Genomic DNA, 17,325 nt, shown 5'->3' with positions numbered 1-17,325 from the left:
CTTCAACCCGGCCCTGCGCGAGTTTTACCAGCGGCTACGCACGCAGGGCAAAGCGGGCAAGGTCGCCCTCGTGGCGGCGATGCGCAAATTATTGGTCATCCTCAACGCCAAGATGCGAGATCAACTGGCGGCTAGCGCCGCCAGTTGATCAAGACAGTTGCTCTCCCGAGGGGAGAGGGGCTTCAAGTCAGCGCATGTTCCTTCTCCCTCAGGGAGAAGGTGGCGCGTAGCGCCGGATGAGGGTACGGCGTCGGCAGGAACACTGACACACCGTACCCTCACCCCAACCCCTCTCCCGAGGGGAGAGGGGCTTCAAGTCAGCGCATGTTCCTTCTCCCTTCGGGAGAAGGTGGCGCGTAGCGCCGGATGAGGGTACGCCTCAATGCGTTGCCAGTGCCTGCAATGACAAACGCGTCGCAACGCGCCGCCAGAGGTGAGGCACCGAACGCCTCGCTTGGCCGTACCCTCCCCCCAACCCCCGCTGCGCGCCCCGGCCCGCGCTTGCGGCGCGGGCGCTCCAAGGCACGCGCGCCAATGGCGCGCAAGCCGTGCCTTCCCGCCCCGCAGGAAGAGGGGCATCACGCCAGCGCAGTTCATTCCACCCGCGTGCCGAAGATCCGGTCGCCTGCATCGCCCAGGCCGGGCAGGATGTAGCCCTTGTCGTTGAGGTGGTCGTCGATGGCGGCGGTGTAGACCTCCACGTCCGGGTGCGCCGCTTCCAGCGCCTTCAGGCCTTCCGGTGCGGCGACCAGGAAGATGCCCTTGATGCGGCGGGCGCCGGCGCGCTTGAGCATGTCGATGGTGGCGATCAGGGTGCCGCCGGTGGCCAGCATCGGGTCCAGGATCAGCGCGTCGCGTTCTTCCAGGCGGCCGGTGAGGCGTTCGAAGTAGGGCACCGGCTGCAGGGTTTCTTCATCGCGCTGCAGGCCGACCACGCTCACGCGTGCGGTCGGAATCAGCGCCAGCACGCCCGGCAACATGCCCAGGCCCGCGCGCAGGATCGGCACCAGTGTGATCTTCGCACCGGCAATGCGCTGCACCGTCACCGGGCCGGCCCAGCCCTGCTGGGTGTGCGATTCGGTGTCCAGGTTCGCGGTGGCCTCGTACGCCAGCAGCGTGCCCAGTTCGGTGACCAACTCGCGGAAGCCCTTGGTGCTCAAGGCGGCATCGCGCAGCAGACCGATCTTGTGCTGGACGAGGGGGTGGCGAACTTCGACGATTTTCATGGGCGGCGACAGGTGAGGGAGACGCACAGTGTGCCGCAGCCGCGTCGTGCGTCGCCACATATCCGGTGTGATCGCCGCTACCGATGTCATGTCAATGAAACGTCGTAGACATAGTGTGCCCACCCATTCTTAACCGATTGGGGAAGCGCTCGTGTCGAACAAGACTCCGCTCTGTCTGGCGATCACGCTGACGCTGGCAAGCGCCGGCTGGGGCCCGCAGGCACATGCGGCAGAGCCTGTTGCCGCGATCGGCGCAGCCAGCGGTGCAGCCGCCATCGATCTGGAACGGCTGGAAGTGCGCCCGCAGCTGGAAGCGCAGGAGCGCGCGGTCGATCTCAAGCGCGCCTCCGATGCGATCCAGGATGCGGTGGCCTCCGATGCGATGGGCCGTTACCCCGACAAGAATGTTGCAGAATCCTTGCAGCGCCTGCCTGGCGTCAGCGTGACCCGCGACCAGGGCGAAGGTCGTTTTGTGGTGATCCGCGGTCTGGATTCGGCGCTCAACAGCGTCACCATCGACGGCATGACCATGGGTACGCCGGAAGACGGCACCCGCTCGGCGCCGCTGGACGTGATTCCCTCCGATTCCACCGAGCGCCTGAAGGTGGTCAAGTCGCCGACGCCGGATATGCCTGGCGATTCCATCGGTGGTGCGATCCAGGTCGAATCCACCTCCGCCTTCGATCGCGACGGGCGCACGTTGCGTGGCTCCATCGAAGGCAGCCACCAGTCGCTGTCGGGCAAGACCAGCCCGAAGGGTGCGTTCAACTACAGCGACATCTTCGATGGCACCTTCGGGGTTGCGGTGGGTGTGAATTACCAGGACCGCGAATTCGAATCCGACAATACCGAGGTTGCCTACGACACCTTCGCTGGTGGCGCGGACGACAACCTGTTCGCTGGCGAAGTACAACGCCGCAAATACTTCATCGAACGTACCCGCATGGGCGCGAACCTCAACCTGGATTGGCGCCCGGATGCGGACAACCGCTATTACCTGCGCACGCTCTACAGCCGCTTCGACGATGCCGAAACGCGTCAGCGCACCATTTTCGGCCTGGCCGATGGGCAGGTCAGCGCCAATGGCGACGGCACCTACAACGTGGCCGATCTGCCGGCCGATGCGATCTCCAAGCGCGTGCGCTATCGCACCAAGAAGGAAGACACCATGGCGCTGAGCTTTGGCGGTGAAAACCGCCTGAGCGCGGCCACGGTGGATTACAAGCTGGGCTACACCAAGACCACCGAACGCGTGAACGACGAAAAGGAAGCGCGCTTCACCTATGACGGCGACGACCTGTCGGCCAGCGTCGATCAGAACAGCGGCATTCCGCGGCTGGGGTTCTCCGACAACGGCTGGCAGCGCAACGACGATTTCGTGTTCGACCGGTTCGTGCTTGCGCCCCAGCGGGTGGACGACAGCGAGCGCAGCGCGCAGATCAACGTGCGCTTCGACGGCGAGCATTCCAGCCTGAAGATGGGCGTGCTAGGTCGCTGGCGCGAGCGCGACGTGGACGTCAACGAGCAAGAATTGCGACGCGGCCCGGCAATCGACCTGAGCGACTGGACCACCGCCGCGCCGGAACACCGTGGCGGCACCCTGGGCGAAAGCATCGGCTCGGATGGCATGCGCCGTTACTGGAACACCTCCGGCACGCTGTACAGCGCTCGCCCGCAGGATGTGGGCGGCAACCTGCAGACCTCGCTGCAGGACGATTACAAAGCCACCGAAGATGTCTTTGCCACCTATGCCATGGGCACCTGGGATATCGGCGCGCTACGCATGATCGCCGGCGTGCGCGTGGAAAACACCCAGTTCGACGCCACCGGCAACCAGGTGGATGTGGCCGCCAACGGCCGCACCGCGACGGTGACGCCGCGCGAGGCGTCCAGCAGCTACACCAACGTGCTGCCCGGCCTGCATCTGCGCTACGACACCGGCAACGACTGGGTGCTGCGCTTTGCCGCCAACAAGACCTTGTCGCGGCCGTCGTTCGGCGATGCATCGCCACGCGTGAGCATCAACCGTGGCGATAACGAAGTGAGCCTGGGCAACCCCGATCTCAATCCGTACCGCTCGCAGAATCTGGACCTGTCGTTCGAAAAATACATCGGCACCACCGGCGTGATCTCGCTGGGCGTGTTCCATAAATCGATCGACGACTACATCGTGCAGACCATCAACACCAACGATGCGGAATTTCCGGGCTTGCAGGTCACGCGCTCGATCAATGGGGACACCGCGAAGGTGCGCGGTGCCGAATTCAACTGGCAGCAGACCCTGGACTTCCTGCCCGAAGGATGGAATGGCCTGTTGCTCGGTGCCAGCGCCACGCTGCTGGACAGCGACTTCAACCCTGGCCTGGACAATCGCGCGGGCGACGACTTCACCTTGCCGCGCTCGTCCAAGCGCATCTACAGCGGCCATCTCGGCTATGAAAAATACGGCTTCAGTGCGCGCGTGGCAGCGGTGTATCGCAGCGAGTACCTGGACACCATCGGGCAGAGCCGCGCATACGATATCTATGTCGCTCCGCACACCCAGCTGGATGTCAGCACGAACTATCAATTCAACAGCCACGTCAGCCTGTATCTGGAAGCGCAAAACCTGCTGGATGAGCCATTGGAGCTGTATCAGGGCATTCCCTCGCGCACGCTGCAACACGAAGAGTACGGCCGCACCTATGCGCTGGGCCTGAAGGTGGCGCTGTGAGCGTGCCGCGTCGTGTGTTGCAGACCACACTGCTGGCCGCCGCCCTGGCATTGGTCGGTTGCGCCAGTGCCCCGGCCGACCGCGAAGCCGACGAAGCGCTGCTGAAGGATCCCTTGCTCAGCGAGGCCAGGGTCGCGCACCAGGTGGTACCGGAAGCCTTCATCACTGCGCTGACGCCAGCGGACAATCTGGATTCGCCGGCCAGCTGGATGGCGCCGGATGGCAGCCGTTGGGTGATCGCCACGGCCAAGGCCACGCATGCGCTGGTGGTGTTCGATGGCGACAGCGGCAAGCGTCTGCGCGTGGTCGGCGGCAAGGGCAAGGCCCTGGGCAAGCTGGACCGCCCCAACGGCATTTCGGTAGTCGACGATCTGGTGTTCGTGGTGGAGCGCGACAACCGCCGCGTGCAGGTATTTTCGCTGCCCCATTTCGAACCGTTGACCAGCTTCGGCCAGGACGAACTCCGCGAGCCCTACGGCCTGTGGGTGCGCAAGCATGATGGCGGCTATGAGGTGGTGGTCAGCGACAACTACATGTCGCCGACCAACAAGGATCTGCCGCCGCCGCTGGCCGAACTCGGTCAGCGCTTTCGTCGCTATCAGTTGAACGCTGCGGGGCAGGGCTGGCAGGCACGGTTGACCCAGAGCTTCGGCGATACCAGCGAAGCGGGTGCAGTGCGGATTGCCGAATCGGTGTTCGGCGATGAAGCCAATGCGCGCCTGATGATTGCCGAAGAAGACGTAGCCGTGGGCACGCAATTACGCGACTACGGCATGGACGGGCGTTATCGCGGCCGCGATATCGGCACCGGCCTGTTCAAGGCACAGGCCGAAGGCATCACCTTGTTTGCATGCAGCGACGGCAGCGGCTACTGGATCGCCACCGATCAGTTCAAGGACCGCAGCGTGTTCCAGGTGTTCGACCGCAAGACGCTGGCGCATGTGGGCGCTTTTGCGGGCCGCGTCACCGCCAACACCGATGGCGTCTGGCTGGATCAACGCAGCGATGCGCGTTTTCCGGGTGGCGTGTTCTACGCATTGCATGACGACCAGGCAGTGGCCGCGTTCGATTGGCGCGACATCGCGCGCACGCTGCGTTTGAAAGAGTGCGCGCCATGACGGCCGTGCGCGCAGCGGCATGCGCATTGCTGGGGGTGATGGCAACAGCGAGCGGTGTGGCGTCAGCAGCGGAACGTGCTGCCGAACCCAACACGCAGGTGCCGGCGGGCTCTACCCATTATGTTGCCGACGGCTTCCCGGACCGCATCGTCGCCACGCCGGCGCAGGACGCGGCCACCGGGTTTGCGGTGGCGTGGCGTACCGATGCCAGTGTCAAGCAGCCCTGGCTGGAACTGGTGGTTGCCGGCGATTCGCCGGATGTGGGCGCGCCGCGTCGCATTCGTGCCAGCACCGCCACGCTGGCCAGCGAAAACGGCAGCTCGCATCACCATCGCGCCGATGTCGAAGGATTGAAGCCGGACACGCTATATGCGTATCGCGTGCAGGGGCAGGGCACCTGGGGCGCGTGGAATCATTTCCGCACCGCCGCCAGCCCCGCCACGCCGCTGACGCTGCTGTATTTCGGCGATACCCAGAACAAGAACCTCAGTCTGGTTTCGCGGGTGATCCGCCAGGCCTGGCGCTCGGCGCCGGACGCGCGCTTGGCGCTGTTCGCCGGCGACCTGGTCAGCGGCAAGGATGGCCAGGACGATAACGAATGGGCCGAATGGTTCGAGGCCGGGCGCTGGCTGCTGGAAGGCACCGCAGTGGCACCTGCGCCAGGCAACCACGAGTATCACGAAGAAGGCGACGAGACGCCGCAGGCGACCCGCACGCTGGGCAGCCACTGGCCAGTGACCTTTGCGTTGCCGCGCAACGGACCTTCCGCCACCGCGCGCAACAGCTATTGGTTCGACTATCAGGGCGTACGCATTGCCGTGCTCGACGGCACCTCGGCGCTGGAGTTGGGCACCGGCCCGGCGCAGGCGCAGTGGCTGGACAAGGTACTGGCCGACAACCCGCATCCCTGGTCGATCGTGCTGATCCATCAGCCGTTCTTTTCCCCACGTGCCGATCGCGAGAACGAAAAATTGGTTGAACAGGTGCTGCCGGTGATCCGCCGCCACAAGGTGGATCTGGTACTGCAGGGGCACGACCACACCTATGGCCGGCGCGGCGACGAAGCCGGGCAGGCGACGCCGTTGTTCGTGGTTTCGATCGCCGGGCCCAAGCAGTACCGACTCTCGGACATGGCGCGCAAGACCATGCGCCCGGTGGGCGAAGACACTCAGCTCTATCAGGTGCTGCGTCTCGACAGCCAGCACCTGGTTTACGAATCGCGCACCGCCACCGGGCGGCTGTACGACGCGTTCGAGCTGCAGCGCGACAGCAACGGCAGCAAACGCTTGATCGAGCATGAGCCCGGGCGCATTGCACCACGCGATTGCCCGCGTAGTGCCACGCTCAAGGGGCGCGCAGATCGGTGCTGGGAGTAAATGCGACAGAAAGGCCGCCGCGTTCACTGCTGTGCGGCAACGTGGCAGCCGTCGTTTGCCGCGCAGCAGGCACGGGCGCGATCATGCAACGGTCGCTGGTGTATCGCGTACCGCTGCAGGGCCACTCAGGCGACTGCTTAACCGGCAGCCGCCCTTGAACTGTTGAGCGTCAGGCAGTGCGGATCAGGCCGCCTCGGCCTGCACCTGACGCGGACCTTCCTTCAACGCACGCGCAATCAAGCCGACCAGCAGATCCAGCTCGTCTTCGTCCATCGCAAAATGCGGGGTAAAGCGCAGCGAATTCTCGCCGCCGTGGATCACGTTGACGCCGCGATGGCGCAACCACTCTTCGGTAGAGCCGGCGCCGTAGCACTTGAACTGCGGTGCCAGCTCGCAGGAGAACAGCAGCCCGGTGCCTTGCACCTTGGTGATCAACCCGCCGAGTTCGGCTTGCAAGGCTTCCAGCTTGGCGATTGCCTGCGCGCCGCGCAGGCGGATGTTGTCGCGCACCGCCGGGGTAAACAAGGCCAGGGTGGCGCAAGCCACATCCAGCGCACGCGGGTTGGTGGTCATGGTGTTGCCGTAGGTGCCCTTGCGATACACCTGCGCGGCGTGCTCGGTCACCGCCAGCACCGATAGCGGGTACTGCGCGGCATTGAGCGCCTTGGAATAGGTTTCCAGATCCGGCGGGTCCAGCTGCTCGAAGCCCGGGTAGTCCACCACCGACAGCACGCCATGCGCGCGCAGCCCGGCCTGGATCGAATCGACCAGCAGCAGGCTGCCGTGCGCGCGGGTGAGCGCGCGCGCCGCGGCGTAGAACTCGGCCGGCAGCGCACGCCCCGGGTCGCCTTCGCCCATCACCGGTTCCAGGAACACCGCTTCGATGAACCAGTGATTGCGCACGGCCTCCTCGAAGGCGCGCTCCAGGGCAGCCACATCGTACGGGGCGATCGCAATCACCGAATCCTCGTCGCGATAGCTGGCCAGATACTTGCTGTAGGTCTTGCGGCTGGAATCGGAATACAAACCGGGGCGGTCGGTGCGGCCATGGAAGCTGCCCTTGACCACCAGGCGCTTGATGGTGGCGCCGGCATGCCGCGCGCCCGGGTCGGTGTGCAGCTTGGCGTTGGTATCGACGATACGCGCGGCCAGGCCTACCGCTTCGGAGCCGGAATTGAGACACATGAAGCGTGCGAACGGGCAGCCGCCGCGGCTGTGGCCGATCTCGGCACGCAGGGCGCGGTCGAGCCGGCGCTGCGCCAGGCTGGGCGTCATCACGTTGGCCATCACCTGCGGGCGTGCCATGGCCTCCAGCACCGGCGCCGGCGTGTGACCAAACCCGAGCATGCCGTAGCCGCCGGCGTCGTACAGCACTGCGCCCTTGAGTGTGACCACCCATGGCCCGCGCGCGGCAAGCGCCACATAGGGCGTCACGGCGTCGTCGGCGTAGAAGTTGATGAAACCTTCCTGCACCGCGCCGATCTGTGCGTCTTCGTCCAGATCCAGCAGGTCGGCGGCGTCATCGCGCACCAGCGCATATTCGCTGGCGGCGGCACTGATTGCCTGCTGCAGATCGGGGTGGTTGGGGGCCAGGCGCGCGATGGTCGCGTCGTCCAGGCCATCGGTCAGGCGGCGGCCGGCATGGGCACGCAGCGGGGCGAGCGGGGCAAGGACGGACATGGCGCATCTCCTACACGGTGGCGTTGTGTTTCCTATTATCGGCAGAAGATCGGCGTTTGGCAGCGTGAATCTGGGCAGGAAGTACGGTATTTTCGTCGATTCGCCGAAACGAATGCGCATAGTGAAAATCACCCCCTCCGACGAACGCCTGTTATCGCTGCTGCGCGAGGACGCGCGCGCCTCCACCGCGCAGATCGCACGCCGGCTCGGGCTGTCGCGCACCACCGTGCAGAGCCGCATCGAAAAGCTCGAACGCGACGGCGTGATCAGCGGCTACACCGTGCGCACCCACGATGCCTACGAGCAGGGCCGCATCCGCGCGCACATCCTGATCACCGTGCTGCCCAAGAAGATGCCTTCCGTGGTCAAGGCGTTGCGCGACATCCCCGAAGTGCGCCTGCTGCATTCGGTCAGCGGCGCCTACGACCTGATCGCCCTGGGCGTGGTCGGCGGCGTCAACGAAATGGACGTGCTCACCGACGCCATCGGCGCCATTGATGGCGTGGAGCGCACGACGACGTCGATCATTCTGTCGACGAAGTTCGAGCGGTAAATGGGGAATCGGGAGCTAGCAAAGCCCCTCTCCCTGCGGGGCGAGAAGGCGCGGCTGGCGCGCCACTGGCACGCGTGCCTTGGAGCGCCCGCGCCGCAAGCGCGGGCCGGGGCGCGAAGCGGGGGTTGGGGTGAGGGCACGGGGCGAAGCCCCCGTGTGCTCGAACGCCAATAGTGCTTCGCTCCTACCCTCATCCGGCGCTGCGCGCCACCTTCTCCCGATGGGAGAAGGATGTCCTCAGCATGTCCCGCTAAACTAGCGCCCCCAAACCGCTGTACCGCCTCGCCTTGAAGAAGTCCGATTTCCATTACGACCTGCCCGACGAATTGATCGCCCAGGCGCCGCTGGCCGAGCGCGCGGCCAGCCGCCTGCTGGTGGTGCCGCCGTCGCCACAGGCGCTGGCCGACCGCCAGGTGCGCGATCTGCCCGAGCTGCTGCAGCCGGGTGACCTGCTGATCTTCAACGACACCCGCGTCATCCCAGCGCGGTTGTTCGGGCAGAAGGCCAGTGGCGGGCGGGTAGAGATCCTGATCGAGCGCCTGCTGGGCGAGCGGCAGGCGCGGGTGCAGATCGGTGCCAGCAAGTCGCCCAAGGCCGGCAGCCTGATCGCGCTGGATGCCGGCGGCCAGGCCGAGGTGCTCGGGCGCGATGGCGAGTTCTATCTGCTGCGCTTCGAGATCCCGACCCCGCTGGAACACTGGCTGCTGGAGGCCGGGCGCCTGCCGCTGCCGCCCTATATCCGCCGCGAGCCGGGCATTGAAGACCGCGAGCGCTACCAGACCGTGTTTGCGCGCGAAGTCGGTGCGGTCGCCGCGCCCACCGCCGGCCTGCATTTCGACGAGGCGCTGCTGGCACGCCTGCGCGAGCGCGGGGTGGAGTTCGGCCACGTCACCCTGCACGTGGGCGCCGGCACCTTCCAGCCGGTGCGTGTGGACAGCCTCGACCAGCACGTGATGCATAAAGAATGGCTCAACGTCGGTGCCGCGCTGGTGGAGCAGGTGCGCCGCACGCGTGAGCGCGGCGGCCGCGTCATCGCGGTGGGCACGACGGTGGTGCGCTCGCTGGAAAGCGCCTGGCGCAAGACAGATGCGGCGCCTGACGGCGAACTGCTGCCGTTCGCCGGCGAAACCCAGATCTTCATCCTGCCCGGCTACCGCATCCGCAGCGTCGATGCGATGGTCACCAACTTCCACCTGCCCGAAAGCACCTTGCTGATGATGGTCTCGGCCTTCGCCGGCCGCGAACGCATCTTCGCCGCCTACCAGCACGCCATCGCCCAGCGCTATCGCTTCTTTTCGTATGGCGATGCGATGTTGTTGTGGGGCCGGGATTGGGGATTAGGCAGTGGGGATTCGTAAAAGCAGAGGTTCGCTGCGCTTCCCGCTTCCGCCAAACTCGCTTCAGACTTCCCAAGGTTCAACGCTCAGCCAGCGGCCACGTCGCCCACGGCAATCAATCATCAAGTGAGCGGGCTCGACGTTGCCGCAGCCTTCCGCCCACCGCCGCAGCCGCTCTTGCCAATCCCGAATCCCGAATCCCAAATCCCGGCCCCTCAATGTCCCGACTCCAGTTCCAGCTCCAGGCCACCGACGGCCATGCCCGGCGTGGCCGCCTGACCTTTCCGCGCGGCACGGTGGAAACGCCGGCATTCATGCCGGTGGGCACCTATGGCTCGGTCAAGGGCATCCTGCCCGAGCAGATCCGCGCGCTGGGGGCGGAGATCATCCTGGGCAATACCTTCCATCTGTATCTGCGCCCCGGTCTGGATGTGATCGGCGACCACGGCGGGCTGCACGGGTTTGCGCGCTGGGACGGGCCGATCCTTACCGATTCCGGTGGTTTCCAGGTGTTCTCGCTGGCGCATCGCCGCAAGATCACCGAGCAGGGCGTGACGTTTTCCTCGCCCACCGACGGCGCACGGGTGTTCCTGGGGCCGGAGGAGAGCATGCAGATCCAGAAGGTGCTCGACTCTGACATCGTGATGATCTTCGACGAGTGCACGCCGTACCCCGCCACCGATGAGGTGGCGCGGCGCTCGATGGAGCTGAGCCTGCGCTGGGCGCAGCGCTCGCGCGATGCGCACGACGGGTTGGGCAACGATGCGGCGCTGTTCGGCATCGTGCAGGGCGGGGTGCACCCGGGCCTGCGCAGCCGCTCGCTGGACGGCCTGCGCGCCATCGGCTTCGATGGCTACGCGATCGGCGGCCTGGCGGTGGGCGAGCCCGAACACGAGCGCAACGCCATGCTCGAACACCTGCATCCGCGCCTGCCGGCCGAGCGCCCGCGCTATCTGATGGGGGTGGGCCGGCCCGAGGACCTGGTCGAAGGCGTGGCCCGTGGCGTGGACATGTTCGACTGCGTCATGCCCACCCGCAATGCGCGCAACGGCCACTATTTCACCTCGTTCGGCACCGTGCGCATCCGCAACGCCAAGTACGAACGCGACCTGGACACCATCGAGCCGGGGTGCGGCTGCCACGCCTGCAGCAGCGGCTACACGCGCTCCTACCTGCGCCATCTGGACCGCTGCAACGAGATGCTGGCGCCGATGCTGGGCACCCTGCACAACCTCTGGTACTACGAAAAATTGATGGCCGACCTGCGCGCAGCCATCGCCTCGGGAACCTTTGTGGAGTTCCGGCGGTCCTTCTATGCGGCACGCGGCGCCATCACGCCGCCGTTGCCGGGGGAAACCAGCTGAAACCGGCTGTCCGCGCCCTGGCGCGGACGGTTGCGAACCCGCATGGCATAATTCCCGGCTGCTCCGCCCTGGCGGTACCTGAATAGCGAGTGGGCCCGTGGGCGCGCTGGCACCAAACTAGGATGCATTGAATGAATTTGCTCGATTTCCTGATCCCCGTCGCCCAGGCGCAAGCCACCGGCGGTGCGCCGGCAGCCGGCCCGTTGGGTGGCCTGTCCACCTTCGCGCTGCCGATCATCCTGATCGCTGTCATGTACTTCCTGATGATCCGCCCGCAGATGAAGCGTCAGAAGGAGCACAAGTCGCTGCTGGACAAGCTGGCACGCGGCGATGAAGTCATCACCTCCGGCGGCGTTGCCGGCGTGATCACCGACATCGGCGACAACTTCATCAGCGTGGAAGTGGCCGACAACGTGCGCATCCGCGTGCAGAAGAGCGCCGTGGGCCATGTGCTGCCCAAGGGCACGTTGAAGTCGGCCAGCTGAGTCGCGCCATCGGCATCGGGCACCGTCTGGCGCTGCCGGCCGGTGCTCCAAACCGCCAGCGGCCGCTCGCACACACCGCTGTCGTCGTGCTGCCGATGCGTGCTTGGGGCTGCTTGAGACGTCGCTGCACACGAACACCTGCAACACCACAACTGCGCGCACCGTCAGGCGGGCGCAGTCGGTGCACGAAGTCGGAACTCGCCCTTCGGGCGCTTTCGCTCGGCGCACTGCCCGTATCCACCGGATGACCGCTCGCGACGTTGTATCGGCCGCTTGAAGTCGTTCTCACTGCTAGGCGCGGCGCCGGGATGGTGCTGTGCGGGACTGTCGCAATGCTCGAATTTCCTCGCTGGAAGTATTTCCTGATCCTGCTGGTGCTGGCGGTCAGCGCGCTGTATGCGCTGCCCAACATCTACCAGAAGGACCCGTCCGTGCAGATCACCGCCAGCCGCGGTGCGCAGCTCGACGACGCATTGCGCAGCCGTATCGACGGCGAGCTCAAGGGCGCGGGCATCACGCCCAAGGCTGTCACCAAGGAAGGCGAGAGCCTGATGGTGCGCCTGCCCACCCTGCAGGCCCAGACCCGCGCCAACGACGTGCTGCGCCAGCAGCTGGGCGAGAACTACACGGTGGCGCTGAACCTGGCTTCGACCGTGCCGGAATGGCTGGCCAAACTGGGCGGCAAGCCCATGGTGCTGGGGTTGGACCTGGTCGGTGGCGTGCACTTCGCCATGCAGGTCGACCAGAAGGCCGCAGTGGAAAAGCGCCTGGACGGCTTTGCCGAAGACATCCGCACCACCTTGCGCGATGGCCGTATCGCCTACCGCTCGGTCGAGCGCCGCGGCGACAACAGCATCCAGGTCAGCCTGAGCGAAGGCGCCAGTGTCGACGCCGCGCGCACCGCGCTGGCCAAGTCGCAGCCGACGCTGACCTACGACGTCAGCGGCCAGAACATCTCGGTCAAGGTGCCCGAGGCCGAACTCAAGCAGATCGCCAGCGGCGCGATCGAGCAGAACCTCACCACCTTGCGTAACCGCGTCAACGCGCTGGGCGTGTCCGAGCCAACCATCCAGCGCCAGGGCGAAGACCGCATCGTGGTCGAGCTGCCGGGCCTGCAGGACACCGCCGAGGCCAAGCGCCTGATCGGTGCCACCGCCTCGCTGGAATTCCGCGCGGTGGTCGAAGGCAACGCCGAAGATGCCGTGCGCAGCGGCACCATTCCGCCGGAAGCCAAGGTCTACCGCCTGCGCGACAGCAATGCGCCCGTGTTGCTCAACAAGCGCGCGCTGGTGACCGGCGACCAGATGGTCAGCGCCAGCGTGTCCAACGACCAGAACGGCATGCCGGCGGTGTCGGTGACGCTCAACAACGTCGCCGGCCAGCGCATGCTCGACTACACCAGCGCCAACGTCGGCAAGCTGATGTCGGTGGTCTATATCGAACGCATTCCCACCGTGACCATGGTCGACGGCAAGGAAGTGCGCAGCGTGCGGGTCAAGGAAGAGGCACTGTCGCCGACCCGCATCGCCGGCGTGTTCGGCAAGAACTTCCAGACCACCGGCCTGGAGAAGGTGGAGGCCGAGAACCTGGCCAAGCTGCTGAAATCCGGTTCGCTGGCGGCACCGATGGATTTCGTCGAGGAATACGTGATCGGCCCAAGCCTGGGTGCAGAGAACGTGGAGCGCGGCGTCACCGCAGTGATCTACTCGTTCCTGTTCACGCTGGTGTTTTTCACCATCTACTACCGCGTGTTCGGCGCGATCACCTCGGTGGCGTTGCTGTTCAACCTGCTGATCGTGGTGGCGGTGATGTCGCTGTTCGGCGCCACCATGACGCTGCCCGGTTTTGCCGGCCTGGCCCTGTCGGTGGGTCTGTCGGTGGACGCCAACGTGCTGATCAACGAGCGTATCCGCGAAGAATTGCGCCTGGGCGTGCCAGCCAAGTCGGCGATTGCCGCCGGCTATGAAAAGGCCGGCGGCACCATCCTCGATGCCAACCTCACCGGGTTGATCGTGGCGGTGGCCTTGTACGCCTTCGGCACCGGCCCGCTGAAGGGCTTCGCGCTGACCATGATGATCGGTATTTTCGCCTCGATGTTCACCGCGATCACCGTGTCGCGTGCGCTGGCGGTGCTGATCTACGGCAGCCGCAAGAAGCTGAAATCTGTCGCTATCTGAGATGCGAGTCCGGCCTCGATCCATGCAGCCAAGCTGTAGGGGTCGAGAGATGAATCCCTTCGCAAGCGTTGCGCATCCCGATGGTGCGCAACGTCTAAACGGAAGATCTTTTCCATGAAATTGTTCCCGCTCCATCTCATTCCCAACGACACCAAGATCGATTTCATGCGCTGGCGCAAGCCGGTGCTGATCCTGATGCTGGTGCTGGCAGTCGCCTCGGTCGGCATCATCGTCGGCAAGGGCTTCAACTACGCCCTGGAATTCACCGGCGGCACCTTGGTGCAGACCTCGTTCCAGAAACCGGTGGACGTGGACCAGGTGCGCGAGCAGCTGTCCAAGGCCGGGTTCGAAAATGCCCAGGTGCAGAACGCACGCGGCGGCAACGAAGTGATGATTCGCCTGCAGGCGCGCGAGCAGCACAATAATCGCGACGATGCCGCAACCACGGTTGCCGAGGAAGTGCGCAAGGCCGTCAGCACCGCGCAGAACCCCGCCACCGTGCAGCCGGGCGAGTTCGTCGGCCCGCAGGTGGGCAAGGACCTGGCCTTGAACGGCGTGTACGCCACGGTGTTCATGCTGGTGGGCTTCTTGATCTACATCGCGTTCCGCTTCGAATGGAAGTTTGCGGTGGTCGCCAGCCTCACTGCCTTGTTCGATTTGCTGGTCACCGTGGCCTTCGTGTCGCTGACCGGCCGCGAATTCGACCTGACCGTGCTGGCCGGCCTGCTCTCGGTGATGGGCTTTGCGATCAACGACATCATCGTGGTGTTCGACCGCGTGCGTGAAAACTTCCGCGCGCTGCGCGTGGAGCCGCTGGAAGTGTTGAACCGTTCGATCAACCAGACGCTCTCGCGCACGGTGATCACCGCGGTGATGTTCTTCCTGTCGGCGTTGGCGCTGTACATCTACGGCGGCGAGTCGATGGAAGGCCTGGCCGAGACGCACATGATCGGCGCGGTCATCGTGGTGATTTCCTCGGTGATCGTCGCGGTGCCGATGCTGAGCATCGGACCATTTGCGGTGACCAAGCAGGACCTGCTGCCCAAGGCCAAGGACGTGGAGGCGCTGGCGCGTCGTCCTTGATGGGTTGGCAAAAGGTGTGACGAAAAAACCGCGCAGTGCGCGGTTTTTTCGTTTCTGGGTGTGGACGTCGTGCGTGTGCGGTTGTGCACTGCGACGGCCACTACGCAAGATTTTGAACCTGGTCCATCTGCGCCGGATGGCGCTTGCCGCTGGCCAGGATGAAGCGCTGTATCCAGCTCAGAGAGGCTGCCCGGTGCGCAGGCTGTAGTGCCGTGCCCGCAGGTGGTCGCTCACCTGATCGTGTAGCCAGGGCGCTGCAATTGCTGTTACGCCGCTTTTTTGGGGGTGTATCTCATACGCCTGCGTCTGTGCTGGATAACACCGCAAGCATCCACATGGTCGCGGCCGCTTGCCGTCGTGCAATCCCATACCCCGGCTAGGATTTCCCCAGTTCACAAAGCGCCAGCGATCGAAGATACTCAGCGCAACACCGCATTTTGGCGGTCCAATAGTAGTTAGGCAGTGGTGGAGCAAATGCGTTGGTGCTTGCCACTTCGGTGAGTCCGCAGGTATGCATGTGGCCGGCTCCGGGGAGCAGTCATCGCCGTTGTGGGCAGCGGTAAGTTCAGTGCTTCGCCTTCGCACGTCATCGCCGCGCTGTGCTCATTGTGTTTGGCTTCGGTGGTACCACGCGCCTCTGCATTGCTGGGGCAAGCTCTGTCCCGCAACCTGTGGCACACTCGGTCCAGGCGGCAGTGCTGGGGAGCATGGTTGCACCATCCAACCTTTGCGGCCACTCACTGCCTAACAACTCATTCAAGCCGAAGTTGCTTCGCAACTCGGCTTAACTCACGCGTTAGGCGCTGCCCAAAAATTGGAACCAATCCGCATGAAGAATACCCTCTCACTCGTTGCTGCCTTCTTTTGCACTAGCGCATTTGCGCAAGCTCAAGCCCAAGGGCGCGTTCAACTTGAACTCACCGATACAATGTCTGGGGTTCCAGACAGGAGTACCATTGCTGCCTCTTGTGCCAAAATTGCAGACGCTGCGGTAAGTGCACATGCGGCCGGGAAACTTTCAGAAGTTATCAACCAAGCCGCAAAGGCAAAGCAAACGGGCTCCAGCGAGGACACTTACTTCAACAGTCTTGTTCGCAGCTATAGCTTCGACCCAAGAGATGATTTTATTTTTTCGGCTCTCTTCTTCTCTCAGCTGAATATAAAGTGGCTAGAGCAAAAGCAACCTTATCAAAGTGGGCTTGAGTCGCTATACAAGGCATACGTAGCTGCTTCTTGTGCGCAAGTGGCAAAGATCAGCAAGAGCGACAAGTCATGAATCATGCGCCTAACAACTCATTCAAGCAGACGCCGCTACGCGGCGCGGCTTAATTCATGCGTTAGGCAGTGGTGGAGCAAATGCGTTGGTGCTTGCCACTTCGGTGAGTCCGCAGGTATGCATGTGGCCGGCTCCGGGGAGCAGTCATCGCCGTTGTGGGCAGCGGTAAGTTCAGTGCTTCGCCTTCGCACGTCATCGCCGCGCTGTGCTCATTGTGTTTGGCTTCGGTGGCACCACGCGCCTCTGCATTGCTGGGGCAAGCTCTGTCCCGCAACCTGTGGCACACTTTGTCCAGGCGGCAGTGCTGGGGAGCATGGTTGCACCATCCAACCTTTGCGGCCACTCACTGCCTAACAACTCATTCAAGCCGAAGTTGCTTCGCAACTCGGCTTAACTCACGCGTTACGCGGATGAGTAGAGACAATCGCAACTGAGACTTTTCATGGACAACTATCAGCTTGTTACATCGCCCTTATGCCGCTTCGTCACGACCGGTGGCCGCACTGTTCGCCTAGAGATCTATCGCGGCCCCGACACCGACTGGACTCTTGAGGCTGTTGATGAGTTCAATAATTCCACCGTCTGGGATGACCTATTCGCCACGGACCAGGCCGCACTTGACGAGGCGTTGCGCACCATTCGGGATGAGGGCATTGACTCCCTCATTGGTCCACCCAGCGGCGTCCATAATGGATCAGCCGCCTAACAGTTCATTCAAGCCGAACTGCGCTTAGCAACTCGGCTTAACTCAGGCGTTAGAACCTGTTCACGATCTTCGCAGATCAGTGCAGACTATGCGGATGCGCCAAAAGACCTATCCGAGTGACATGAGCCGGGAGCAGTTCGCACACGTGCTGCCGATCCTGGAACAAGCGCGCAAGCGCACCAAGCCACGCCGTGTGGATTTATATGAGGTGTGGTGCGCAGTGTTGTACGT

13 protein-coding genes and 2 pseudogenes are annotated in these 17,325 nt (G+C 64.3%); 13 read left to right on the top strand and 2 right to left on the bottom strand.

Translation table 11 applies throughout. The annotated features are described in order from the left end of the window. A pseudogene (locus tag A7D16_RS22675) lies at positions 1-148 on the top strand (IS110 family transposase); the annotation flags it as partial. Positions 149-593: 445 nt separating this feature from the next. On the opposite strand, the gene upp reads toward A7D16_RS22675, so the two are convergent. Further along, on the bottom strand, positions 594-1,226 hold the full coding sequence (gene upp, locus A7D16_RS18215; RefSeq protein ID WP_064634675.1) for a uracil phosphoribosyltransferase: 633 nt from the start codon (positions 1,224-1,226) through the stop codon (positions 594-596). A gap of 151 nt (positions 1,227-1,377) precedes the next feature. Between upp and A7D16_RS18210 the strand changes: the two genes are divergently transcribed. The 3 genes from A7D16_RS18210 to A7D16_RS18200 are packed head-to-tail and all read left to right on the top strand — an operon-like array spanning position 1,378 to position 6,433. Continuing rightward, the gene (locus A7D16_RS18210; protein ID WP_064634674.1) at positions 1,378-3,939 is read left to right on the top strand and encodes a TonB-dependent receptor; all 2,562 of its coding nucleotides are present in this window, start codon (positions 1,378-1,380) and stop codon (positions 3,937-3,939) included. Beyond that, positions 3,936-5,057: a phytase gene (locus A7D16_RS18205; protein ID WP_064634673.1), complete on the top strand. Its 1,122-nt coding sequence runs from the start codon at positions 3,936-3,938 to the stop codon at positions 5,055-5,057. Before A7D16_RS18210 ends, A7D16_RS18205 begins: the two co-directional genes overlap by 4 nt. Next, on the top strand, positions 5,054-6,433 hold the full coding sequence (locus tag A7D16_RS18200) for a purple acid phosphatase family protein (protein ID WP_064634672.1): 1,380 nt from the start codon (positions 5,054-5,056) through the stop codon (positions 6,431-6,433). Before A7D16_RS18205 ends, A7D16_RS18200 begins: the two co-directional genes overlap by 4 nt. Before the next feature lie 183 nt (positions 6,434-6,616). Here A7D16_RS18200 and A7D16_RS18195 read toward each other — a convergent pair whose 3' ends face one another. Further along, the gene (locus A7D16_RS18195; protein ID WP_064634671.1) at positions 6,617-8,113 is read right to left on the bottom strand and encodes an aminotransferase class III-fold pyridoxal phosphate-dependent enzyme; all 1,497 of its coding nucleotides are present in this window, start codon (positions 8,111-8,113) and stop codon (positions 6,617-6,619) included. A 121-nt stretch (positions 8,114-8,234) separates the two neighbouring features. Between A7D16_RS18195 and A7D16_RS18185 the strand changes: the two genes are divergently transcribed. From A7D16_RS18185 to A7D16_RS22665, 9 genes and pseudogenes are all read left to right on the top strand, one after another. Beyond that, entirely contained in the window at positions 8,235-8,666 is a 432-nt protein-coding gene (locus tag A7D16_RS18185) for an Lrp/AsnC family transcriptional regulator (RefSeq protein ID WP_064634670.1), read from the top strand. A 287-nt stretch (positions 8,667-8,953) separates the two neighbouring features. Beyond that, entirely contained in the window at positions 8,954-10,024 is a 1,071-nt protein-coding gene (gene queA / locus A7D16_RS18180; protein WP_064634669.1) for a tRNA preQ1(34) S-adenosylmethionine ribosyltransferase-isomerase QueA, read from the top strand. A 197-nt stretch (positions 10,025-10,221) separates the two neighbouring features. After that, on the top strand, positions 10,222-11,367 hold the full coding sequence (gene tgt / locus A7D16_RS18175; RefSeq protein WP_064634668.1) for a tRNA guanosine(34) transglycosylase Tgt: 1,146 nt from the start codon (positions 10,222-10,224) through the stop codon (positions 11,365-11,367). 131 nt (positions 11,368-11,498) lie between these two features. Next, positions 11,499-11,852 carry a preprotein translocase subunit YajC gene (gene yajC / locus A7D16_RS18170; protein WP_064634667.1) on the top strand — a complete coding sequence of 118 codons (354 nt, stop codon included), beginning with the start codon at positions 11,499-11,501 and terminating at the stop codon, positions 11,850-11,852. Positions 11,853-12,184: 332 nt separating this feature from the next. Further along, complete coding sequence (gene secD / locus A7D16_RS18165) at positions 12,185-14,029, top strand: protein translocase subunit SecD (RefSeq protein ID WP_064634676.1); 1,845 nt, start codon at positions 12,185-12,187, stop codon at positions 14,027-14,029. Positions 14,030-14,143: 114 nt separating this feature from the next. After that, the gene (secF, locus tag A7D16_RS18160; protein WP_064634666.1) at positions 14,144-15,112 is read left to right on the top strand and encodes a protein translocase subunit SecF; all 969 of its coding nucleotides are present in this window, start codon (positions 14,144-14,146) and stop codon (positions 15,110-15,112) included. A gap of 829 nt (positions 15,113-15,941) precedes the next feature. Further along, positions 15,942-16,388, top strand: coding sequence for a hypothetical protein (locus A7D16_RS23275; protein WP_153043188.1), 447 nt, complete (start codon positions 15,942-15,944; stop codon positions 16,386-16,388). A gap of 442 nt (positions 16,389-16,830) precedes the next feature. Then, on the top strand, positions 16,831-17,094 hold the full coding sequence (locus tag A7D16_RS18155) for a hypothetical protein (RefSeq protein ID WP_064634665.1): 264 nt from the start codon (positions 16,831-16,833) through the stop codon (positions 17,092-17,094). A gap of 94 nt (positions 17,095-17,188) precedes the next feature. Continuing rightward, positions 17,189-17,325 (top strand): annotated as a pseudogene (locus A7D16_RS22665) (IS5/IS1182 family transposase); the annotation flags it as partial.

Source organism: Xanthomonas nasturtii, from assembly GCF_001660815.1.
GTDB lineage: Bacteria > Pseudomonadota > Gammaproteobacteria > Xanthomonadales > Xanthomonadaceae > Xanthomonas > Xanthomonas nasturtii.
The sequence above is the reverse complement of the archived record's forward strand: the minus strand, read 5'-3'. Positions and strand labels throughout refer to the sequence as shown.